We start from the raw sequence: 21,119 nt of genomic DNA, 5'->3' as shown, positions 1-21,119 counted from the left end.
AGCAATGGGTCAGAAAGTACATCCAAATGGTATTCGTCTAGGCATCGTTAAGCCTTGGAATGCTACATGGTTTGCTAACACCAAAGAGTTCGCTGACAACCTAGACGGCGACTTCAAGGTACGTCAATTCCTGACGAAGGAATTGGCAAAAGCGTCTCTATCACGCATTGTTATCGAGCGTCCTGCGAAAAGCATCCGTGTGACTATCCACACGGCTCGCCCAGGTGTCGTTATCGGTAAGAAAGGTGAAGACGTCGAAAAACTTCGTGCTGCGGTAGCGAAAATTGCAGGTGTACCAGCGCAAATCAATATCGCTGAAGTACGTAAACCTGAGCTAGACGGTCAATTAGTGGCTGATAGCATCGCGTCTCAGCTAGAGCGCCGTGTTATGTTCCGTCGCGCGATGAAGCGTGCAGTACAAAACGCAATGCGTCTAGGTGCTAAGGGTATCAAAGTAGAAGTAAGCGGTCGTTTAGGCGGCGCTGAAATCGCACGCTCTGAATGGTATCGTGAAGGTCGTGTACCTCTACATACTCTTCGTGCAGACATTGAGTACGCAACTTCTTCGGCTCACACTCAGTATGGTGTGATTGGCGTTAAAGTATGGATCTTCAAAGGAGAAATCCTGGGTGGGATGCCAGCTGCAAATGCAAATACCGCTGAGCCTAAAGGTGATAAGCCTAAGAAACAGCGTAAAGGCCGTAAGTAAGGAGTCGACAGATGCTACAACCTAAACGTACAAAGTTCCGTAAGGTTCATACTGGTCGCAACCGTGGTCTAGCTAAAGGTACTGATGTTTCTTTCGGTACATTTGGTTTGAAAGCTGTCGGCCGTGGTCGTTTGACTGCTCGTCAGATCGAAGCGGCTCGTCGTGCGATGACACGTCACGTTAAGCGTCAAGGTAAAATCTGGATTCGTGTATTCCCAGATAAGCCTATCACAGAAAAACCACTTGAAGTTCGTCAGGGTAAGGGTAAAGGTAACGTTGAGTACTGGGTAGCCCAAATCCAACCTGGTAAGGTTATGTACGAAATGGATGGTGTACCTGAAGAATTGGCACGTGAAGCTTTTGCGCTTGCAGCTGCAAAACTTCCGTTCAAGACTACTTTCGTAACTAAGCAGGTGATGTGATGAAAGCACAAGATCTACGCGAAAAGAGCGTTGAAGAGCTGAATGCTGAGCTATTGAATTTGCTACGTGAACAGTTCAACTTGCGTATGCAAGCAGCGACTGGTCAACTACAGCAGACTCATACTCTGAAAGCTGTACGCCGTGAAATCGCACGTGTGAAAACTGTTTTGACTGAGAAGGCAGGCGCATAATGAGCGACAAAATTCGTACTCAACTCGGTCGTGTTGTTAGCGACAAGATGGATAAGTCTATCGTTGTTGCTATCGAACGCTTCGTAAAACATCCAATTTACGGTAAGTTCGTTAAACGCACGACTAAAATTCACGCACATGACGAAAACAACGAGTGTGGCCAAGGCGATACCGTTGAAATTCGTGAGTGTCGTCCATTGTCTAAGACTAAGTCTTGGACTTTGGTGAAAGTGGTAGAAAAAGCAAAAATTTAACTTTTGTTTTTCAATCAAAAAACGGCTCCAATTATTTTTGGGGCCGTTTGTTTTTTGACTACCCAATCTGAAAAAAGGGTGTTACAATTCGCCTCCCTTTTTAAAGGCAGCCCGACCCGAGAGGGTCTAGTTTTAATATTTAGCGGAGCACTAACATGATCCAAATGCAAAGTATGCTGGACGCAGCTGATAACTCAGGCGCTCGCAGCGTAATGTGTATTAAGGTTCTGGGTGGCTCTCACCGTCGTTACGCACATATCGGCGACATCATCAAAGTTACCGTCAAAGAAGCAATTCCACGCGGTAAAGTAAAAAAAGGTGATGTCCTGAAGGCGGTGGTAGTTCGCACCCGTAAAGGCGTACGTCGTCCAGACGGTTCTGTCATTCGCTTCGACCGTAACGCTTGTGTATTGTTAAACAACAATACTGAGCAACCAGTCGGTACACGTATCTTTGGTCCAGTGACTCGTGAGCTTCGTAATGCGAAGTTTATGAAGATTGTTTCACTGGCTCCAGAAGTATTGTAAGGGAGCGCAGAGATGGCAGCTAAAATCCGTCGTAACGACGAAATCGTTGTTCTTGCCGGTAAAGACAAAGGCAAGAAGGGTAAAGTAACTAAGGTTCTTGGAACTGGTAAAGTTATTGTTGAAGGCATCAACCTTGTGAAAAAACACCAGAAGCCTGTACCGGCTATGGGTGTTCAAGGTGGAATCGTTGAACAAGAAGCAGCAATCGATGCTTCTAACGTTGCAATCTTCAATGCAGCTACTGGTAAAGCGGACCGTGTCGGTTTCCGTTTTGAAGACGGCAAAAAAGTCCGTTTCTTCAAATCTAACGGTGAAACCATTTCTAACTAATAGACGTAATTTGGAGTTCTACTATGGCGAAACTGCATGATTACTACAAGTCGTCTGTAGTCGCTGAACTGACCAAACAGTTCGGTTACACAAGCGTCATGCAAGTCCCTAGGATTGAGAAAATCACCCTAAACATGGGCGTTGGTGAAGCAATCAACGATAAGAAACTGCTTGAGAATGCAGCAACTGACATGGCGGCCATTTCTGGTCAAAAGCCTCTTGTCACAAAAGCTCGCAAATCTGTTGCAGGTTTCAAAATCCGTGAAGGCTACCCAATTGGTTGTAAAGTAACCTTGCGTGGCGAACGTATGTGGGATTTTTTGGAGCGTTTAATTTCTATCGCTCTACCACGTGTACGTGACTTCCGTGGTGTTAGCGCGAAATCTTTTGATGGTCGCGGTAACTACAGCATGGGCGTTCGCGAGCAAATCATCTTCCCGGAAATCGACTACGATAAAGTCGATCGTGTACGAGGTCTTGATGTAACAATCACGACTAGTGCGTCCACTGATGAGGAAGGCCGTGCTCTGCTGGCTGCCTTTAACTTCCCATTCCGCAAGTAAGGTGAAGGGTTACTGTTATGGCTAAACAATCAATGAAAGCACGTGAAGTTAAACGTGCAAAGCTTGTCGCTCAGTATGCTGAAAAGCGTGCCGCGCTAAAAGCTACAATCAGCGACGTAAACGTATCTGAAGAAGAACGTTGGGATGCTGTTCTGAAACTTCAAACACTTCCTCGTGATTCAAGTGCATCGCGTCAGCGTAACCGTTGTAACCAAACTGGTCGTCCACACGGTTACCTACGTAAGTTCGGTTTAAGCCGTATCAAAGTTCGTGAAGCTTGCATGAAAGGCGAGATTCCTGGACTTCGTAAGGCTAGCTGGTAATTGCCACTTAATCATTTGGAGTAAAGTTTATGAGCATGCAAGATCCGATTTCGGATATGCTGACCCGTATTCGTAACGGTCAGGCAGCAAACAAAGTTGCTGTAAAAATGCCTTCTTCAAAGCTGAAAGTTGCAATTGCTGCACTTCTAAAAGCTGAAGGTTATATCGAAGATTTCGCTGTTGAAGGCGATGTAAAACCTGAACTGGAAGTTACGCTGAAATATTTTCAAGCGAAACCAGTTATCGAGCAAATCAAACGTGTTTCACGTCCTGGCCTGCGCGTCTATAAAAGAAAAGACGAGCTGCCATCTGTGATGGGCGGTTTGGGTGTTGCTGTTGTGTCCACTTCCAAGGGTCTGATGTCAGACCGTGCTGCCCGTAAAGCAGGTCTTGGTGGTGAAATCATTTGCTACGTAGCTTAATTATAGGAGTAGGATATGTCTCGTGTTGCTAAAGCACCTGTCGCTATTCCAGCTGGCGTAGAGGTGAAATTAAACGGCCAAGAGATCACTGTGAAAGGTGTAAAGGGTGAACTGACTAGCGTGCTGAATAACGCAGTTGTGATTGCTCAAGAAGAAAGTAACCTGACTTTCGGACCTCGTGAAGGTGTTGCGAATGCTTGGGCACAGGCAGGTACTGCTCGTGCACTAGTGAACAACATGGTTGTCGGTGTGACGGAAGGCTTTACGAAGAAGCTTGCACTAAAAGGTGTTGGTTACCGTGCCTCAATGAAAGGCAATGCTGTAGCTCTGACACTGGGCTTCTCTCACCCTGTTGAACATGAATTGCCAACAGGAATTAAAGCAGAATGTCCAAGCCAAACTGAAATTGTCATTACTGGTTGTGATAAACAACTTGTGGGTCAAGTTGCGGCTGATATTCGTGCTTATCGTGAGCCTGAACCTTACAAAGGTAAGGGTGTTCGTTACGCAGATGAAAATGTGCGTACTAAAGAAGCTAAGAAGAAGTAAGGTAACACTATGGATAAGAAAGCATCTCGCATCCGTCGTGCCACACGTGCACGTCGTAAGATTGCAGAACTGGGTGCAACTCGCCTAGTTGTACACCGTACTCCTCGTCACGTGTACGCTCAGGTTATCGCATCTAATGGCTCTGAGGTTATCGCTGCAGCTTCTACTGTAGAAAAAGCGATCCGTGAGCAATTGAAATTCACTGGAAACATTGAAGCAGCACAAGCGGTAGGTAAAGCTATTGCTGAACGCGCTCTGGAAAAAGGCGTTTCAGAAGTTGCTTTTGATCGTTCCGGTTTCCAATACCACGGTCGAGTAGCGGCGCTAGCAGAATCTGCTCGCGAAGCTGGTCTGAAATTCTAAGGTAGGGTTGGAAGATGGCTAAAGAATTACAACAAGCGAGTGATTTGCAAGAAAAATTAATCGCTGTTAACCGTGTTTCTAAAACGGTTAAAGGTGGTCGAATCATGAGCTTTACTGCACTAACAGTTGTTGGTGATGGTAATGGTCGCGTAGGTTTCGGTTACGGCAAAGCTCGTGAAGTACCTGCTGCGATTCAAAAAGCAATGGAAAAAGCGCGTCGTAACATGATTACAATCGCGCTGAACGAAGGCACACTTTTCCACCCGGTAAAAGGTCGCCACTCGGGCTCTAAAGTTTATATGCAGCAAGCTGCCGAAGGTACAGGTGTTATTGCCGGTGGTGCGATGCGTGCTGTACTTGAAGTTGCAGGTGTACATAACGTTTTGTCAAAAGCGTATGGCTCAACAAACCCAATCAACATCGTCCGTGCAACGATCGATGCTCTGGGTAGCATGAAGTCACCAGAAATGGTTGCAGCTAAACGTGGTCTAACTGTTGAATCAATTTCGGAGTAAGAACCATGGCAATTATTAAAGTAACTCAAACTAAAAGCTCAATTGGTCGCCTACCAAAGCATAAAGCTACTTTGCGTGGTCTAGGCCTTCGTCGTATCAACCACACTGTTGAACTTGAAGATACACCATGTGTACGTGGTATGATCAACAAAGTTCAATACATGGTTAAAGTTGAGGAGTAATCAGAATGCGTTTGAATACTCTATCTCCGGCTGCAGGTTCTAAGCCTTCTAAGAAGCGTTTAGGTCGCGGTATCGGTTCTGGCCTGGGTAAAACAGGTGGTCGTGGCCACAAAGGTCAAAAATCACGCTCTGGCGGTAAAGTTCGTGCAGGTTTTGAAGGTGGACAAATGCCTTTGAAACAACGCTTGCCAAAATTCGGTTTCACTTCTCGTAAGAGTTTGGTGTCTGCTGAAGTTCGTCTAAGTGAATTAGCGAAAGTAACAAGCGAAGTTGTTGACCTGAACAGCCTGAAGGCAGCGAATGTTGTGACTAAAAACATTGAGAATGTAAAAATCGTTCTTTCTGGTGAGATCAACAAAGCTGTTACAGTGAAGGGTTTACGCGTAACTAAAGGCGCTAAAGCTGCAATCGAAGCTGCAGGCGGAAAAATCGAGGAATAATCTCGAAACGAGGTACAGATGGCTAAGAAACCAGGACAAGATTTTCGTAGTGCTCAGAGCGGCTTAAGTGAATTGAAGTCGCGCTTGTTATTCGTATTGGGGGCGCTTCTCGTATTCCGAGCTGGCTCTTTTGTGCCGATTCCTGGTATTGACGCAGCTGTACTAGCCGATTTGTTCGAACAGCAAAAAGGGACCATCGTAGAAATGTTTAACATGTTCTCCGGTGGTGCTCTTTCGCGTGCATCTATATTAGCGCTGGGAATCATGCCGTATATTTCGGCATCGATTGTTGTCCAGCTGCTAACTGTAGTTCATCCCGCGTTAGCTGAACTCAAGAAAGAGGGTGAAGCAGGGCGTCGCAAGATTAGCCAATATACGCGTTACGGCACGCTTGTACTTGCAACATTCCAAGCTCTTGGGATTGCGACAGGGCTACCAAACATGGTCTCTAATCTGGTCGTTATCGATCAAACCATGTTTACGTTCATCGCAACTGTGAGTCTAGTAACCGGTACCATGTTTTTAATGTGGTTAGGTGAACAGATTACTGAGCGGGGTATTGGTAATGGTATTTCATTACTGATATTTGCAGGTATTGTTGCTGGTCTGCCAAAAGCAATCGGACAAACGATTGAGCAAGCGCGTCAAGGTGAATTGCATGTGCTTCTTCTCCTTTTGATTGCGGTTATCTCTTTTGCTGTAATTTATTTTGTAGTCTTTATGGAGCGTGGTCAGCGTCGTATCGTTGTTAACTACGCAAAACGCCAGCAAGGTCGCAAAGTCTTCGCAGCACAGAGCACTCATTTGCCATTGAAAATTAATATGGCAGGGGTAATTCCAGCAATCTTTGCATCGAGTATTATTTTGTTCCCCGGAACACTAGCACAATGGTTTGGTAATAGTGGTGGTGAAGGTTCAGCGTTTAGCTGGCTGACGAAAGTGTCTTTGGCACTGAGCCCTGGTCAACCGTTGTATGTAATACTTTATGCAGTTGCAATTATCTTCTTCTGTTTCTTTTATACAGCGTTGGTATTTAACCCACGTGAAACAGCAGATAATTTGAAGAAGTCTGGTGCGTTCGTACCCGGTATCCGCCCAGGTGAGCAGACTGCCAGATATATCGATAAAGTAATGACGCGTCTAACCTTAGCTGGTGCGCTATATATTACCTTTATCTGTCTGATCCCTCAGTTCATGATGGTCGCTTGGAATGTACGTTTCTATTTTGGCGGCACTTCACTACTGATTGTAGTGGTGGTTATTATGGACTTTATGGCACAGGTACAGACTCATATGATGTCAAGTCAATATGATTCTGTGTTGAAAAAAGCAAATCTGAAAGGCTACGGCCGTTAATTCAGATTTCTCTCACGGAGTTTAGCAATGAAAGTTCGTGCTTCCGTTAAAAAAATCTGCCGTAACTGCAAAATTATCAAGCGTAACGGTGTCGTTCGCGTGATTTGTAGTGAGCCAAAGCATAAGCAACGCCAAGGCTAATTAGCAGAATTTTTTACTTGAAAAAACAAGGTTGGTCGAGTATATTCCTCGGCCTACCTTTTGCGTGCAAAAGAAGTAGTATCCCGCAACGTATCCTCTACGGGCTTTGTTGCGGATAATTCTTTGATGAAAGTACTAGGAGTGAATAGTGGCCCGTATAGCAGGCATTAACATTCCTGATCAGAAACATGCTGTAATTGCATTAACTTCAATCTACGGCATCGGTAAGACTCGTTCACAAGCTATCTTAGCTGAACTGGGTATTGCTGAAAGTGTTAAGATCAGTGAACTAACTGAAGAGCAGATCGATCAACTGCGTGATGGTGTAGCTAAGTACACTGTAGAAGGTGATCTACGTCGTGAAGTATCAATGAACATCAAGCGTCTTATGGATCTTGGTTGTTATCGTGGTCTTCGTCATCGTCGCAGTCTACCTCTACGTGGACAGCGTACTAAAACCAACGCTCGCACCCGTAAGGGTCCGCGTAAGCCGATCAAGAAATAATCGGGAAGGTAGAGTACAATGGCTAAACAACCAACTCGCGCACGTAAGCGCGTACGCAAGCAAGTCGCAGATGGCGTGGCGCATATCCATGCATCTTTTAACAACACAATCGTAACCATTACTGATCGTCAAGGTAATGCTCTAGCTTGGGCAACTGCTGGCGGTTCTGGTTTCCGAGGTTCTCGTAAGTCTACTCCGTTCGCTGCACAGGTTGCTGCTGAGCGTTGCGCTGAAATGGCTAAAGAATATGGCCTTAAGAATCTGGAAGTTATGGTGAAGGGTCCAGGTCCAGGTCGTGAATCAACAGTTCGCGCACTGAACGCTGCTGGTTTCCGTATCACAAACATTGTTGATGCGACACCAATCCCTCATAACGGTTGTCGTCCACCTAAGAAACGTCGCGTTTAACGTTTCGAGGAAGATTGGAGAAAGATCATGGCAAGATATTTGGGTCCTAAGCTGAAGCTTAGCCGCCGCGAAGGTACCGACTTATTCCTTAAGTCAGGCATTCGTGCGATAGATACCAAGTGTAAAATAGATAACGCACCAGGTGTACACGGCGCTCGTCGCGGTCGTCTATCTGATTATGGCGTTCAGCTTCGTGAGAAGCAAAAAGTCCGTCGTATGTATGGCGTTCTTGAAAAACAATTCCGTAACTACTATAAAGAAGCTGCCCGTTTAAAAGGCAACACAGGTGAAAACCTACTTCAGCTTCTTGAAGGTCGTTTGGATAATGTTGTTTACCGTATGGGCTTCGGTGCAACTCGCTCAGAAGCACGTCAGCTAGTTAGCCACAAAGCTATTCTGGTTAACGGTAAAGTAGTAAACATTCCTTCTTTCAATGTTACGGCAAACGACGTTGTTGCAGTGCGTGAGAAAGCTAAAAAGCAATCTCGTATCACGGCAGCTCTAGAAGTTGCAGAACAACGCGAAAAACCAACTTGGATTGAAGTGGATGGCAGCAAAATGGAAGGTACGTTCAAGCATCTGCCAGAACGTTCAGATCTATCAGCTGACATCAACGAACAATTGATCGTCGAGCTTTACTCTAAGTAAGGTTTAAATTAAAGAGAGGACACAATGCAGGGTTCTGTAACAGAATTTCTTAAGCCACGTCTTGTTGATATCGAACAAATCAGCACGACACACGCAAAAGTAACTCTTGAGCCGTTAGAGCGTGGTTTTGGCCATACTCTGGGTAATGCACTTCGCCGAATTCTTCTTTCGTCTATGCCAGGTTGTGCTGTGACTGAAGTTGAAATTGAAGGCGTACTACACGAGTACAGCACCAAAGAAGGTGTTCAAGAGGATATCCTAGAGATCCTTCTGAACCTGAAGGGTTTAGCTGTTCGCGTTGCCGAAGGCAAAGATGAAGTGTTCATTACACTAAACAAATCAGGCTCGGGCCCTGTTGTTGCAGGTGACATCACTCATGATGGTGATGTTGAGATCGTAAACCCTGAGCACGTTATTTGTCATCTTAACGATGACAATGCTGAGGTCGCAATGCGCATCAAGGTTCAACGTGGTCGTGGTTATGTTCCGGCTTCTGCTCGTATTCATACAGATGAAGATGATCGTCCAATTGGTCGCCTACTTGTTGATGCTACCTACAGCCCGGTGGATAAAATCGCCTATACTGTAGAAGCAGCACGTGTAGAACAACGTACTGATTTAGACAAGCTTGTCATCGATATGGAAACAAATGGCACAATCGAACCTGAGGAAGCTATCCGTCGTGCAGCAACAGTTCTTGCTGAACAGTTGGATGCATTCGTAGATCTACGTGATGTACGAGTTCCTGAGGAGAAAGAAGAGAAGCCTGAATTCGATCCGATCCTATTGCGTCCTGTAGACGATCTTGAACTAACAGTTCGCTCTGCTAATTGTTTGAAAGCAGAAGCGATTCACTACATCGGTGATCTAGTACAGCGTACTGAGGTAGAATTACTTAAAACACCTAACCTTGGTAAGAAATCTCTAACAGAGATTAAAGACGTGCTTGCATCACGTGGTCTTTCTCTGGGTATGCGCCTAGAAAACTGGCCACCAGCATCTATCGCTGAAGATTAATCGATACAAGTTAGAAGGATTTGGTCATGCGCCATCGTAAGAGTGGTCGTCAACTCAACCGCAACAGCAGTCATCGCAAAGCGATGTTTAGCAACATGGCTAGCTCTTTGGTACGTCATGAAGTTATCAAGACTACTTTGCCAAAAGCTAAAGAGCTACGTCGCGTAGTTGAGCCTTTGATTACACTAGCTAAGACTGACAGTGTTGCTAATCGTCGTCTGGCATTTGCTCGTACTCGTGATAACGAAGTCGTTGCAAAATTATTTAACGAACTAGGTCCACGTTTCGCTGCTCGTCAAGGTGGCTACACTCGTATTCTAAAGTGTGGTTTCCGTGCAGGTGACAAAGCTCCAATGGCATACATTGAGCTGGTTGATCGCCCAGAAGCTGTTGAAGCTGCTGAGTAATCAGTTCGTCATTTAGAAAAGCCGAGCATTTGCTCGGCTTTTTTATTATCGCCATTTAACGACTAACTTAGGCGGTGGTGATGGTTTTTCCCAATTTTGTATATTTGTCTCTGTATTAGTTCTGCCATAAATGAGTGAGTGAGCTCATTAATCCTTCACTTGCACCCTGAGTGTTGAGATATTTTAAGATCAGAGGGACGAATTGTGACACCATATCCGGGCTCAACCCCAACTGTTTGAAAGTGCTGATGACCGCATTCATATCATGAATATCTGATAATCCATTGCTTGTTCCAGTCTGATTCAGACTTGAGAGACTTTCCATTCCGGGAATGAGTTGATTCAGTTCGGTATTATTCTGGTCGGATAATCGATTTTGAGCCAGCGACAATAATGCACCAACCCCACCTGTGGCCTGTTGACCGGAGACCGGCAGTTGTTCTGCTACCTGTGAAATTAGTGTTGAATTGCTTTCTGTGAGTCCAAGCGTTTTGCCGATTGTACTGGTAAGATTTTCTGTATTATTACTGAGTTTGATAAAAGCGTAACTTGGGGATGTCAGTGTGGTACTTAACATCAGCGTCCATATCAGAGTGCGTGTTGTTGTCATGAATGGTATTTCCATCATTGTGAGCTGATGATTAAGTTTAGATAAAAAAAGCGATGCTTGAGCACCGCTTGATGTTAATTCTTTGCTAATTTATTGATAGCTGATTCGCTTACAGAATATCGAGCAGTTCAACTTCAAAGACCAGCGCTGCGTATGGTGGGATCGCAGCACCTGCACCACGATCACCATAAGCAAGGTCTTGAGGAATATAGAGTTTCCATTTTGAACCGACAGGCATGATTTGTAGTGCTTCAATCCAACCTTTAATTACGCCCGTTACTGGGAATTCGACTGGCTGACCACGAGTTACAGAGCTATCGAATACCGTACCATCTGTCAGTTGACCGTGGTAATGAACACGAACAGTCTTATCAGAAGTCGGTACTTCACCTGTACCTTCTGTCACGACTTCATACTGAAGACCTGATTCTAAAACAGTCACTTCAGGACGGAGTGCGTTATCTTTCAGGAATGCTTCGCCATCAGCCGCGGCTGCTTTAGCAGCAGAGTCACGTGTTTCTTGAGCTTTTGCATGAACGGCTTGCAATGCCTGATTAATTTCATCGATTTCGATTGCTGGCATGTCACCAGTTAATGCTGTCGCAATACCAGCAGCGATCGCATCAACACTGAGCCCTTCTAAACCGCTACCAGCAAGCTGTTGGCCCATTTGCAAACCAATACCGTAGCTTGCCTTCTGTTCGTTTGTTTCAAGTTGTACGTCAGACATAACTGTCACTCTTTTGCGTTAAAACGCTAGAGGATAGCAGTTATTGATAGATGATGAAATGAAGAACGGGGAGAATATTTCATTGCATAGCTTGATGTGACATGTCTCTAAACTTAAATGAAATTTTTTCAAGATTGTGTCAACATTTTAGTTATGGCTGTGATTCCCCTATACTCACTAAGCGCGAGTTTTTATACTAGCCGCAATAAGCATGGGAGATGTGAATTCGTGAATCGCCGACAGGAAAAAAAGGTGCAAGGTGGCTATCTTGCTGTTGTTCAGCGCAAATGGTCAGCTATGAATTTCCAGCAGTTATTTCAGTCCGTTGTCAGACAAGGTCGTAGTCTATGGTGTGAATTACCGAAATTGCATCAACGTTTACTGATGGTTTTGGGGCCTGTGGTCATGCTGCTCGTTTTAATTCCTTGGCCGAAAGCCGAGCAAGTTGCGTCTGAGCAGTCGGTTGGCGAGTCCTCAGTCGGAGAGCAACGTGTTGCGTTGGCGCTTGATCCCGATAGCCTACAGGAACCGATTGAACCTGTCGCTCCTCCGAAACCGGCTTCAGAACCTCGTACAACGGCGTGGGTTAACTATACGATACAAAATGGTGACACGCTTTCTAAGGTGTTCCGTACCAACGATTTATCATTGGCTGACCTGAATGCACTGGTTCAGGTCGAGGGATCAGATAAGCCTCTCAGTAACATCAAACCGGGGCAATTGATTCGTTATAAGCTGACGACTAAAGGTGATCTGGACATTCTGCAAGTTGAACAAAAGGATCAATCGATCATGTTTTTCCGCTTATCCAATGGCGGATTTGGCCGGAGTAAATAACGTCGCCAGAGAACGGCTCGAACGGGATTAAATCGAGGAATAGCAATGAGTGCTATTCCTCAGGGTGTCAATTAAGTGAGGACCGTCCGAATGCTTCTTTGCAGGGGTATTGATCTAAATTCTCTTCATATCGATATGCGAAATGCCATCTTCAAGATAAGGCTCGGATGTCTGAACAAATCCATATTGGCGATAAAACGTCTTTAATTGTGTCTGTGCACCAATTTCAATCGGCGTATCCGGCCACAACTGACAACATTGCTCAATGGCATGAGTCAGTAACTGATGTCCAGCGCCTTCCCCTCGAATACATGTATGGGTTGCTATTCGGCCTATGCTGCTTCCCGGATAGTTAATTCCGGGTGGCATTAACCGGGCACAGGCAATAAGTTTTCCATCCTGATACCCCAGCAGGTGATGGACACCGGACATATGGTCTTTGTCGTCTAATTCAGGATAAGGACAGGTTTGTTCAACGACAAATACGTCCACCCGTAATTTGAGCAATTGATATAGCTGTGTTGTTGTCAGCTCGGAAAAGGGAAGTAAGTGCCAAGTTATCATCAGAAGTACCAACTGAGTGCATGAAAGTTATGATCGACAATCTACTTTTATATGATGTGATTATCATTAACAAATGTTAACCGCGAGTATCAAAAGCATTGCTCATTAACAATGATCAAGATTTGAGTTTTCTGACAGCGTGTCCACGCGCTTTTTAATTCGACTCAGACTGATCGGCGTGATCCCCAGATAAGCGGCAACATGATAGTCAGTCAATCGCTCAAGCAGTTGCGGATAATGCTGGCGAAATAACTGATAACGTTCTTCCGGGGTATAAAGTAGCATCAATCTCTCTTTATTTTCTTTGTGGATCAGTTTGGTTTCGAGCAATTTTATATAAGCCGGATGTTGGGATGCATGCCACTGAAACAGCACACTAATCGGCAGACACATTAATTTGACCGGTGAAAGGGTTTCCAGAAGATAAGGTAATGGTTCCCGTTTGATTAGACTTTCAAAACCGATGATCCAGTCAGATTCCCAGTAAAACTCTTTGCTGAACGATTTCCCTTTATCGGTGAGATAGCTGGCATGACATATGCCTTCAAGGACAAAGTAGATGTGTGAGGCAACCTCACCCTGATGAGAAAGAATATGGCGAGTCGGAAGATCAAGCGGGGTGGCAATCGCGAGCAATGCCTCAATGTCTTCATCATGAAAGCCATAGTGTTCTAAATAACTCCGGAATGTGTTTTCCATGAAACCCTCAAAGTATGACAGTACAGTCGTAACTTCCGCTACGGCTGTACTGTAATCAATTCAGGCTTATTTTTGTAGCTCAATCTGATAGACCGCGAAGCCGGTTTCGTCCGTCGCGAGCTGCTTCATCGGATAGCGCCCATATTGCTGAATGAATTGGGCGGCTTTTTCTCCCGGCGCTGTTTCAAAACGAATATCGAGTTTTTTTGAAGTCTCAATCGGGGCTAAACGCCAGTTGTTATCCGCTGTGGGATGAATCTCTCCCTGATTTTTACTGACCTGAGCAATGTAATTGGCCAGAATCGTCCGGTTTTCATCGGGGGCGTCAAACGCCACATGTGAAGCACCGGTTCCGGAAAACTTGTTGCCATACGCGCGATAGTTATTGGTGGCAATAAGAAAGACTTGATTATCCGGTATTGCTTTCCCTTGATAAGATAAACCGACAATACGTCTGCTGTTTGGGTGAACCAATTGGCAGTCACCATCATATCGGGCAGGCTGGGTTACATCAATCTGATACTCAACCCCATCAATCACATCAAAGTTATAAGTTCTGAATCCATCCCAATCGATGAGATACTGAGGCGTTGTCTGAGTCGGGTCAATACGATTGAATTGCCCGGCCGAGCACTCCAGCCACTCTTTCAGCTCTCGTCCGGTGACTTTGAGTGCCACTAAGGTATTTGGGTAAAGATACAGGTCTGCGGCATTACGGAAAGTCAGTTGTCCTGATTCAACTTCGGTATAGTTTGAGGGATCATTTTTTCGGCCGCCGGCTTTAAATGGTGCAGCAGCAGACAGAACTGGCAGGCCACTTAGATCCGGATCGCCCTGAATCATTTTTTCAACGTAGGCTTGCTGAGCCAGATTGACGATCTGAACGGTCGGATCGTCCTGAACGAGTGCCAGATAGCTATACATTTTATCACTGGCACGGCCGATGGGTTGATTGACAAACTGTCGTGTGGCTTGATGATCCGATTGGACGACCTGACGGAGCTGAGTATCAGCGGATACCAAGGCATGATGGGTAATATTGTCATAAATCGGACGCGCTTCTGATTGGCTGCCAGTGACCTGCCATTGATGGTTTTTCTTTTCTATAGTGAGGTCAATAATGCCGACATGGCTTCCCCAGCGCCCGGGCATCACCGCAGCAACACCGTGAATTGTTCCCTTGTGGTTATCGACATCCGGCAGATTATCGAAGCCTTTACCGGGGAATACCGCATGAGCGTGACCAAAAGCAATCGCGTCAATGTCAGGGACTTCTGCGAGATAGTAAACCGAGTTTTCGGCACCGACGTGATAAGGTGTGGTGGCAATACCCGAATGGGGAATCGCAACGATGATATCAGCGCCTTCCTGCTTCATCTTGGGGATCAGGGCTTTTGCCGTGGCTTTGATATCTTTGGTATAGACGTTACCGGTTAAATTTTTCTTATCCCAGGTCATAATCTGAGGCGGAGCAAAGCCGATATAGCCAACCTTCAATTGCTGAGGTTTTCCGTCGGTATCGGTCAATGTATACGATTTGATGAGATAAGGACGGAAATAATGCTGATCTGTTTTGGCATCAAATATATTGGCGTTGATATAGGGGAAATTCGCATCATTAAGGGTTTCTTTCAGGTATCCAAGCCCATAATTGAACTCATGATTACCAATATTCCCAACCTCGTAGCCGAGAAGATTCATCGCCTTATAAACCGGATGAACTTCTCCGGTCTTGATACCTTTGGCTGCCATATAGTCACCCATCGGACTGCCCTGAATCAGATCACCGTTATCAATTAAAAGTGAGTTCGGATTTTCTTCACGGGCTGTCTTGATCAGGCTGGCTGCCCGGATTAAGCCAATTTTTTCTGAAGATTTGTCTTTGTAATAGTCATAGTCCATGACATTGGCATGGATGTCTGTTGTTTCTATGATACGAAGCTGGATGGTTTCTGCATTGATTGAGAATGATAGTGCTGATGAAGCAAGTATCAGTATTTCACTGAGTAATGACGGTATGAGAAATTTTTTTGGCTGTTTCATACGCTGCCGGATCCATAAGCGGTAAATTATTTGGCTAATGTAGCAAATATGAATGAAACCTATATTTCAATGAGTTAGGAAATGTGACGTACGTCGTTTAATACAGCAATGGGCTTTTTTTGTTGAAGAAAATGTTTCCTTATCAGCTTTTCGAATAAAAAATGAAATTTTAGAATTTCATGTCATATGTAGAGGTCGCCATAATGCACATATTCATTTTAGGTGGAGTGTGTTATGGCAAAGGATCCGGTTGTGACTCGTTTACCCGTCAAACAAGTGCGTTCATCAGTGAAGGTCGATGCGTCAGAACAAACCAGCTACCATTTCACGAAATCTCAGTTACAGACCGGGGAAGTGGCATTAGTCGGTGCTGGCCCGGGCGATCCGGAATTACTGACTGTCAAAGCGGTTAGTTTTCTGCAGCAAGCCGATGTTGTTTTATATGACTACCTGGTCTCGGAGGAGATCATGTCACTGGTGCCGGACAGTACGATTTTGGTATGTGTCGGCAAACGAGCCGGACACCATAGTGTGCCACAGGATAAGACCAACCAGCTATTGGTTGATTTTGCCAGACAGGGACACCGGGTCGTGCGGATTAAAGGGGGGGACCCGTTTATTTTTGGCCGGGGTGGTGAAGAACTGGAAAGTTTGTTCGATGCAGGCATTCGTTTTCAAGTGGTTCCCGGTATCACCGCTGCTGCCGGGGCGACAGCCTATGCCGGAATTCCCCTGACGCACCGTGACTATGCTCAGTCCGCCATTTTTGTCACTGGTCACGTTCGTGCTGAGCAAGATGAAATGGATTGGTCAACACTAGCCCGGGGACGGCAGACACTCGTGATTTATATGGGATTGATGAAATCCGGATATATCAGGGAGCAGCTCCTTCAGCATGGTCGTGACGCGGAGACTCCCGTTGCCGTGATTGAACGAGGAACACAAGCTGCGCAGAAACTGTTTCGTGGCACATTGGACAATTTGCCACAGCTAGCTGCTCAGGCCGATTCTCCCGCTTTAATTGTGATTGGTGAAGTGGTTGCACTGTCCGAAAAACTCAACTGGTTCGGCAGTGCTCAGGAAGCCACTGCCAGTTCTTTGTATGCATAAAACCGGATATCGCAATCAATATGCAAGTCATCCAGATGCAGTCGTGGCTGACTTATTCACTAAGAAATCGAATTGCATAACACACTCATCTTGTGAGTCAAAAGGAAGCAAGAGATGGATCAACAACGTTTAACTCATTTAAAACAACTAGAAGCTGAAAGTATTCACATCATTCGTGAAGTAGCAGCTGAATTCGGAAACCCGGTGATGATGTATTCCATCGGAAAAGATTCATCGGTGATGCTACATCTGGCTCGCAAAGCTTTTTATCCGGGCAAAATTCCGTTTCCGCTACTGCATGTCGATACGAACTGGAAGTTTCGGGAAATGATCGAATTCCGCGATAAAACTGCGCAAAAGTACGGCTTTGAGCTACTGGTACATAAAAACCCCGAAGGGCTCGCAATGGGCATCAACCCGTTTGTTCACGGGAGCTCGAAACATACCGATATTATGAAAACTCAAGGCCTGAAGCAGGCGTTGAATCAATATGGGTTTGATGCCGCATTCGGTGGTGCCCGTCGCGATGAAGAGAAATCCCGCGCCAAAGAGCGGGTCTATTCATTCCGGGATAAGAATCATACTTGGGATCCCAAGAACCAACGCCCGGAAATCTGGCATACCTATAACGGGCAGATCAACAAAGGTGAGAGTATTCGGGTATTCCCTTTATCAAACTGGACTGAACTGGACATCTGGCAATATATCTATCTGGAAGGTATCGATATTGTGCCGCTTTATTTCGCTGAAAAGCGCCCCGTCGTTGAACGTGACGGGATGTTAATCATGGTTGACGATGACCGGATGGAAATTCTGCCGGGTGAAGTGGTTGAGCATAAGTCGGTTCGTTTCCGGACACTTGGATGTTATCCACTGACGGGAGCTATTGAATCAACGGCAAGTACATTACCTGAAATTATCGAAGAGATGCTGGTGGCAACATCCAGTGAGCGCCAAGGGCGCGCGATCGATCATGATCAGTCAGGATCCATGGAATTGAAAAAACGTCAGGGTTATTTCTAAGGGGCGAGGGAAAGTTTTATGAATAGTGCAGTTCAGGCTCAGCTAGCTGAGTTAGGTATTGAAGGTTATTTGAATCAACACCAACACAAATCGTTACTTAGATTTCTGACATGTGGTTCGGTCGATGACGGTAAGAGTACTTTGATCGGTCGTTTACTTCACGATTCAAAGCAGATCTATGAGGATCAACTGGCTGCCGTTCATTCGGATAGTCAGCGCGTCGGTACAACCGGTGAGCGTCCGGATCTGGCACTGCTGGTAGATGGATTACAGGCCGAACGCGAGCAGGGTATTACCATTGATGTTGCATATCGCTATTTTTCAACGCAAAAACGTAAATTTATTATCGCAGATACTCCGGGACATGAGCAGTACACACGGAATATGGCAACCGGTGCTTCGACATGTGATCTGGCGATTATTCTGATTGATGCGCGTAAAGGCGTCTTGGATCAGACCCGTCGTCACTCGTTCATTTCCAATCTATTGGGTTTGAGACACTTCGTGGTGGCAATCAACAAGATGGATTTAGTCGATTATTCTCAGCAGCGTTTTGAAGAGATTCGTCAAGAATATCTTGAATTCTCTCGACATCTTCAGGGAGACACCGATATTCAGATTATCCCGATCTCTGCTCTGGAAGGGGACAATGTTGTTGATAAAAGCCAGCATATGCATTGGTACCAAGGCCCTTCTCTGCTTGAGATGTTAGAGACCGTCGATGTCGATCAGCTGAAAGGGACGGGGGAATTCCGTTTCCCTGTGCAATATGTCAATCGTCCGAATCTCGATTTCCGCGGATTTGCCGGTACAGTTGCATCGGGAGTTGTCCGGGTAGGAGATCAAGTCAAAGTGCTACCGTCAGGTAAATCTTCTACTGTTGCCCGTATTGTGACTTTTGATGGTGACTTGGAACTGGCTCATACCGGTCAGGCAGTGACGCTGACGCTGAATGATGAGATTGATATCAGTCGTGGCGACTTGATTGTGCTTGAGGATGCTCGGCTTGACACAACCAACCATCTACTGGCGGATGTGGTGTGGATGACGGAGCAACCATTGCAACCGGGTCGTGATTACGACATCAAAATTGCGGGTCATAAAACGATTGGTCAGGTGAAATCGATTCGTCACCAGTACGATATCAATAACCTCTCCACTTATCAGGCCGAATCTCTGCCTCTCAATGGGATTGGTTTATGTGAATGGACATTCAATCAGGCGATCGCACTCGATAAGTATCTCGACTGTGCGGATACCGGTGGTTTTATTGTCATTGACCGTCTGACCAATGTCACGGTTGGCGCAGGACTGGTTCGTGACAGCCTACAAACGGTGGCTCAGACGCAGGGTGACATCTCTGAATTTGAGCTGGAACTGAATGCACTGATTCGTAAGCACTTCCCACACTGGGGTGCGAAAGATATCAGTCAATTACTGAAGTAGGCTGTTTGAAAAGGTGATGTCACCTTTTCTGAGGGATGAGTGATGTGGGAACAAGGGGTGATAATTGCAATTCTATGCGGTGTGGTTGTCTGTTTGCTGTTCACGCGGGTGAAACCGAGTTTGATCTTTGCCGGGGCTGCGTTTATCACCTTTATTGCCGGTATGATTGATGTGAGTGATTTAGCCGCAAATTTCACAAACTCATCCTTACTGACACTGATTTTGTTGATTCTGGCTTCTGCCGCGTTGGAAAAGACGCGGCTCATCAGTTGGATCAGTAGCAATATTTCAGAGGGGCGGCTCGGTACTGTGATCGCGAAGCTGGGTTTATCGACTGCTTTTCTCTCTTCCTTCACCAATAACACTGCCGTTGTTGTTTCTCTGATTGGGGCGATTAAGCGCAATCAGCAACACGCACCGTCAAAGTTATTAATTCCGCTGTCTTACACGGCTATCTTTGGCGGTACGCTGACTTTGATTGGCACATCAACCAATCTGATCATCAATAGTTTTGTTGAAGATGCAGGCTTGCCTAGTCTTGACTTTTTCGCCCCGACCATGATTGGTCTGGCCATCCTTCTCGGTGGGTTACTGCTGCTGATTCCATTGAGTTATCTGTTACCGAATAATGATGAATCAGGGCAGGATGAATTACCGTATTTTTTGGAAGCGACTGTCGGCGATAGCTCACCGTTAGTCGGACGCAATATTGCAGAAAATAACCTGCGAGCACTCCGTAAGCTATTCTTAGCTGAGGTTATTCGCAATGGTGAGAGTGTCCCTTCTGTCGGACCTGATTTTGTCTTACAGTCTCAGGACCGACTGCTATTTTGCGGTGATGTCGAAAGTGTCTCGACACTTCAGGAAATCAAAGGGTTAACCTTGTTTGGTCAGCATCATCTTAACGGTCAGAATTTTGTCGAAGTGGTGGTGAGTTCTTCAGCCAGTTTCTGTAATAAGACCCTCAAATCCAGTCACTTCCGCGAACGTTTTGATGCCGTCGTCGTTGCTATTCGTCGCGGACATGAGCGTCTGGAGGGTGGGCTGGGAAATATTACCTTAACGGCCGGTGATACACTGGTACTCGTTCCGGGAAAACAATTTGAAGCTCAACGTCATGCGCTGCATCGGGAATTTTTATTCATCAATGATCTGGATTCGAGTGCCCGTTTAGACAGCCATAAGTCCAGTCTGGTATTGCTCGGTTTTATAGCGGTAATTGGGGCAGCCTTACTTCATTGGTTACCGATTATCAAAGGACTCGCAATCTATCTGATTCTATTGGTTATCTTTGGTATCGTGCAAATTGGTGAATTACGCCGTCGCTTTCCTATCGATATTGTCGTGATTGTCGGTTCAGCGTTATCGATTGCCCAGTTGATGATTTCATCGGGACTTTCGCAACGTATGGGTGAATTTTTTATTCACACGATGAACGGCTGGGGCGTGTTTGGTGGCTTGGTCGCAACCTATCTGATTACCTTGATTCTGACTGAGCTGATCACCAACAATGCTGCTGCTGCGCTGGCTTTTCCGTTGGGGTACAGTCTGGCTGTCGGCTATGGCGTGGATCCCATGCCATTTATTATGGCGGTGTTATTTGGTGCCAGTGCAAGCTTTATTTCTCCCTATGGTTATCAGACCAATCTGCTGGTCTATAGTATCGGTAACTACAAAATGAGTGATTATGTCAGAATCGGGATTCCGATTTCCTTGGTCTATTCTTCGCTTGTTCTGACCTTAATTCCGGTATTTTTTCCGTTTTAATCCGTATTGTTTTTAAAC

The 21,119-nt window shown here is 45.6% G+C and carries 31 protein-coding genes; 26 read left to right on the top strand and 5 right to left on the bottom strand.

The annotated features are described in order from the left end of the window. Positions 1-4: 4 nt before the first annotated feature. The 21 genes from rpsC to rplQ all read left to right on the top strand — a co-directional run bounded on the left by rpsC (position 5) and on the right by rplQ (position 10,272). Complete coding sequence (rpsC, locus tag AC55NX_RS07470) at positions 5-709, top strand: 30S ribosomal protein S3 (protein ID WP_059119767.1); 705 nt, start codon at positions 5-7, stop codon at positions 707-709. 11 nt (positions 710-720) lie between these two features. Continuing rightward, on the top strand, positions 721-1,131 hold the full coding sequence (gene rplP / locus AC55NX_RS07465) for a 50S ribosomal protein L16 (RefSeq protein WP_021019649.1): 411 nt from the start codon (positions 721-723) through the stop codon (positions 1,129-1,131). Beyond that, complete coding sequence (gene rpmC / locus AC55NX_RS07460; protein WP_059119768.1) at positions 1,131-1,322, top strand: 50S ribosomal protein L29; 192 nt, start codon at positions 1,131-1,133, stop codon at positions 1,320-1,322. Before rplP ends, rpmC begins: the two co-directional genes overlap by 1 nt. Beyond that, the gene (gene rpsQ, locus AC55NX_RS07455) at positions 1,322-1,576 is read left to right on the top strand and encodes a 30S ribosomal protein S17 (protein ID WP_038179116.1); all 255 of its coding nucleotides are present in this window, start codon (positions 1,322-1,324) and stop codon (positions 1,574-1,576) included. Before rpmC ends, rpsQ begins: the two co-directional genes overlap by 1 nt. A gap of 155 nt (positions 1,577-1,731) precedes the next feature. Next, entirely contained in the window at positions 1,732-2,103 is a 372-nt protein-coding gene (gene rplN / locus AC55NX_RS07450) for a 50S ribosomal protein L14 (protein ID WP_021019652.1), read from the top strand. 12 nt (positions 2,104-2,115) lie between these two features. Continuing rightward, complete coding sequence (gene rplX, locus AC55NX_RS07445) at positions 2,116-2,433, top strand: 50S ribosomal protein L24 (protein ID WP_038179115.1); 318 nt, start codon at positions 2,116-2,118, stop codon at positions 2,431-2,433. Positions 2,434-2,456: 23 nt separating this feature from the next. After that, positions 2,457-2,996 carry a 50S ribosomal protein L5 gene (gene rplE / locus AC55NX_RS07440; RefSeq protein ID WP_496995155.1) on the top strand — a complete coding sequence of 180 codons (540 nt, stop codon included), beginning with the start codon at positions 2,457-2,459 and terminating at the stop codon, positions 2,994-2,996. Between the two features lie 17 nt (positions 2,997-3,013). Continuing rightward, positions 3,014-3,319 carry a 30S ribosomal protein S14 gene (rpsN, locus tag AC55NX_RS07435; RefSeq protein WP_038179113.1) on the top strand — a complete coding sequence of 102 codons (306 nt, stop codon included), beginning with the start codon at positions 3,014-3,016 and terminating at the stop codon, positions 3,317-3,319. A gap of 29 nt (positions 3,320-3,348) precedes the next feature. After that, on the top strand, positions 3,349-3,741 hold the full coding sequence (gene rpsH / locus AC55NX_RS07430) for a 30S ribosomal protein S8 (protein WP_021019656.1): 393 nt from the start codon (positions 3,349-3,351) through the stop codon (positions 3,739-3,741). 15 nt (positions 3,742-3,756) lie between these two features. After that, on the top strand, positions 3,757-4,290 hold the full coding sequence (rplF, locus tag AC55NX_RS07425) for a 50S ribosomal protein L6 (protein ID WP_496995154.1): 534 nt from the start codon (positions 3,757-3,759) through the stop codon (positions 4,288-4,290). 9 nt (positions 4,291-4,299) lie between these two features. Next, entirely contained in the window at positions 4,300-4,653 is a 354-nt protein-coding gene (gene rplR, locus AC55NX_RS07420) for a 50S ribosomal protein L18 (RefSeq protein WP_021019658.1), read from the top strand. A 14-nt stretch (positions 4,654-4,667) separates the two neighbouring features. Then, positions 4,668-5,168 (top strand): 30S ribosomal protein S5, encoded by a 501-nt coding sequence (rpsE, locus tag AC55NX_RS07415; protein WP_021019659.1) that lies wholly within the window; start codon positions 4,668-4,670, stop codon positions 5,166-5,168. A gap of 5 nt (positions 5,169-5,173) precedes the next feature. Next, positions 5,174-5,350 (top strand): 50S ribosomal protein L30, encoded by a 177-nt coding sequence (gene rpmD / locus AC55NX_RS07410; RefSeq protein WP_496995153.1) that lies wholly within the window; start codon positions 5,174-5,176, stop codon positions 5,348-5,350. A 5-nt stretch (positions 5,351-5,355) separates the two neighbouring features. Continuing rightward, complete coding sequence (gene rplO, locus AC55NX_RS07405; protein ID WP_021019661.1) at positions 5,356-5,790, top strand: 50S ribosomal protein L15; 435 nt, start codon at positions 5,356-5,358, stop codon at positions 5,788-5,790. 18 nt (positions 5,791-5,808) lie between these two features. After that, entirely contained in the window at positions 5,809-7,146 is a 1,338-nt protein-coding gene (gene secY / locus AC55NX_RS07400; RefSeq protein ID WP_021019662.1) for a preprotein translocase subunit SecY, read from the top strand. Positions 7,147-7,173: 27 nt separating this feature from the next. Beyond that, positions 7,174-7,287: a 50S ribosomal protein L36 gene (gene rpmJ / locus AC55NX_RS07395; RefSeq protein ID WP_039969906.1), complete on the top strand. Its 114-nt coding sequence runs from the start codon at positions 7,174-7,176 to the stop codon at positions 7,285-7,287. Positions 7,288-7,435: 148 nt separating this feature from the next. Further along, positions 7,436-7,792, top strand: coding sequence for a 30S ribosomal protein S13 (gene rpsM, locus AC55NX_RS07390; protein ID WP_059119774.1), 357 nt, complete (start codon positions 7,436-7,438; stop codon positions 7,790-7,792). A gap of 18 nt (positions 7,793-7,810) precedes the next feature. After that, on the top strand, positions 7,811-8,200 hold the full coding sequence (gene rpsK / locus AC55NX_RS07385; protein ID WP_001118870.1) for a 30S ribosomal protein S11: 390 nt from the start codon (positions 7,811-7,813) through the stop codon (positions 8,198-8,200). A gap of 27 nt (positions 8,201-8,227) precedes the next feature. After that, positions 8,228-8,848 (top strand): 30S ribosomal protein S4, encoded by a 621-nt coding sequence (rpsD, locus tag AC55NX_RS07380; protein WP_496995152.1) that lies wholly within the window; start codon positions 8,228-8,230, stop codon positions 8,846-8,848. Between the two features lie 24 nt (positions 8,849-8,872). Continuing rightward, complete coding sequence (locus AC55NX_RS07375; RefSeq protein WP_496995151.1) at positions 8,873-9,865, top strand: DNA-directed RNA polymerase subunit alpha; 993 nt, start codon at positions 8,873-8,875, stop codon at positions 9,863-9,865. Positions 9,866-9,891: 26 nt separating this feature from the next. Further along, positions 9,892-10,272, top strand: coding sequence for a 50S ribosomal protein L17 (gene rplQ / locus AC55NX_RS07370; RefSeq protein WP_059119775.1), 381 nt, complete (start codon positions 9,892-9,894; stop codon positions 10,270-10,272). A 115-nt stretch (positions 10,273-10,387) separates the two neighbouring features. On the opposite strand, the gene AC55NX_RS07365 is transcribed toward rplQ, so the two are convergent. Further along, complete coding sequence (locus tag AC55NX_RS07365; protein ID WP_496995150.1) at positions 10,388-10,882, bottom strand: DUF2780 domain-containing protein; 495 nt, start codon at positions 10,880-10,882, stop codon at positions 10,388-10,390. A 109-nt stretch (positions 10,883-10,991) separates the two neighbouring features. Then, positions 10,992-11,612, bottom strand: a complete 621-nt coding sequence (bamJ, locus tag AC55NX_RS07360; RefSeq protein WP_496995149.1) for a BamJ family beta-barrel-assembly machinery protein — start codon at positions 11,610-11,612, stop codon at positions 10,992-10,994. A gap of 228 nt (positions 11,613-11,840) precedes the next feature. On the opposite strand from bamJ, the gene AC55NX_RS07355 reads away from it, so the two are divergent. After that, positions 11,841-12,449, top strand: coding sequence for a LysM-like peptidoglycan-binding domain-containing protein (locus tag AC55NX_RS07355; protein ID WP_496995148.1), 609 nt, complete (start codon positions 11,841-11,843; stop codon positions 12,447-12,449). A gap of 114 nt (positions 12,450-12,563) precedes the next feature. Here the strand turns inward: AC55NX_RS07355 and AC55NX_RS07350 are convergent, their stop codons facing one another. The 3 genes from AC55NX_RS07350 to AC55NX_RS07340 all read right to left on the bottom strand — a co-directional run bounded on the left by AC55NX_RS07350 (position 12,564) and on the right by AC55NX_RS07340 (position 15,755). Beyond that, positions 12,564-13,013 carry a GNAT family N-acetyltransferase gene (locus AC55NX_RS07350; protein ID WP_496995147.1) on the bottom strand — a complete coding sequence of 150 codons (450 nt, stop codon included), beginning with the start codon at positions 13,011-13,013 and terminating at the stop codon, positions 12,564-12,566. A gap of 105 nt (positions 13,014-13,118) precedes the next feature. Continuing rightward, on the bottom strand, positions 13,119-13,712 hold the full coding sequence (locus AC55NX_RS07345) for a Crp/Fnr family transcriptional regulator (protein WP_496995146.1): 594 nt from the start codon (positions 13,710-13,712) through the stop codon (positions 13,119-13,121). A 66-nt stretch (positions 13,713-13,778) separates the two neighbouring features. Continuing rightward, positions 13,779-15,755, bottom strand: coding sequence for a bifunctional 2',3'-cyclic-nucleotide 2'-phosphodiesterase/3'-nucleotidase (locus AC55NX_RS07340; protein ID WP_496995145.1), 1,977 nt, complete (start codon positions 15,753-15,755; stop codon positions 13,779-13,781). A gap of 234 nt (positions 15,756-15,989) precedes the next feature. Here AC55NX_RS07340 and cobA point away from each other — a divergent pair, with 234 nt between their 5' ends. From cobA to AC55NX_RS07320, 4 genes are all read left to right on the top strand, one after another. Continuing rightward, positions 15,990-16,865 (top strand): uroporphyrinogen-III C-methyltransferase, encoded by an 876-nt coding sequence (cobA, locus tag AC55NX_RS07335; RefSeq protein WP_496995144.1) that lies wholly within the window; start codon positions 15,990-15,992, stop codon positions 16,863-16,865. 114 nt (positions 16,866-16,979) lie between these two features. Continuing rightward, a complete protein-coding gene (gene cysD / locus AC55NX_RS07330) occupies positions 16,980-17,888 on the top strand; it encodes a sulfate adenylyltransferase subunit CysD (RefSeq protein ID WP_496995143.1) in 909 nt (302 codons plus the stop codon). A gap of 18 nt (positions 17,889-17,906) precedes the next feature. Beyond that, a complete protein-coding gene (gene cysN, locus AC55NX_RS07325; RefSeq protein WP_496995142.1) occupies positions 17,907-19,334 on the top strand; it encodes a sulfate adenylyltransferase subunit CysN in 1,428 nt (475 codons plus the stop codon). Between the two features lie 42 nt (positions 19,335-19,376). Then, positions 19,377-21,101 (top strand): SLC13 family permease, encoded by a 1,725-nt coding sequence (locus AC55NX_RS07320; protein ID WP_496995203.1) that lies wholly within the window; start codon positions 19,377-19,379, stop codon positions 21,099-21,101. The last annotated feature ends 18 nt before the right edge of the window (positions 21,102-21,119 follow it).

The sequence above is a fragment of the Vibrio rubrogenes genome (assembly GCF_059641415.1).
Note: the sequence above shows the minus strand (reverse complement) of the source record. Positions and strands in the feature narration are given on the sequence as shown.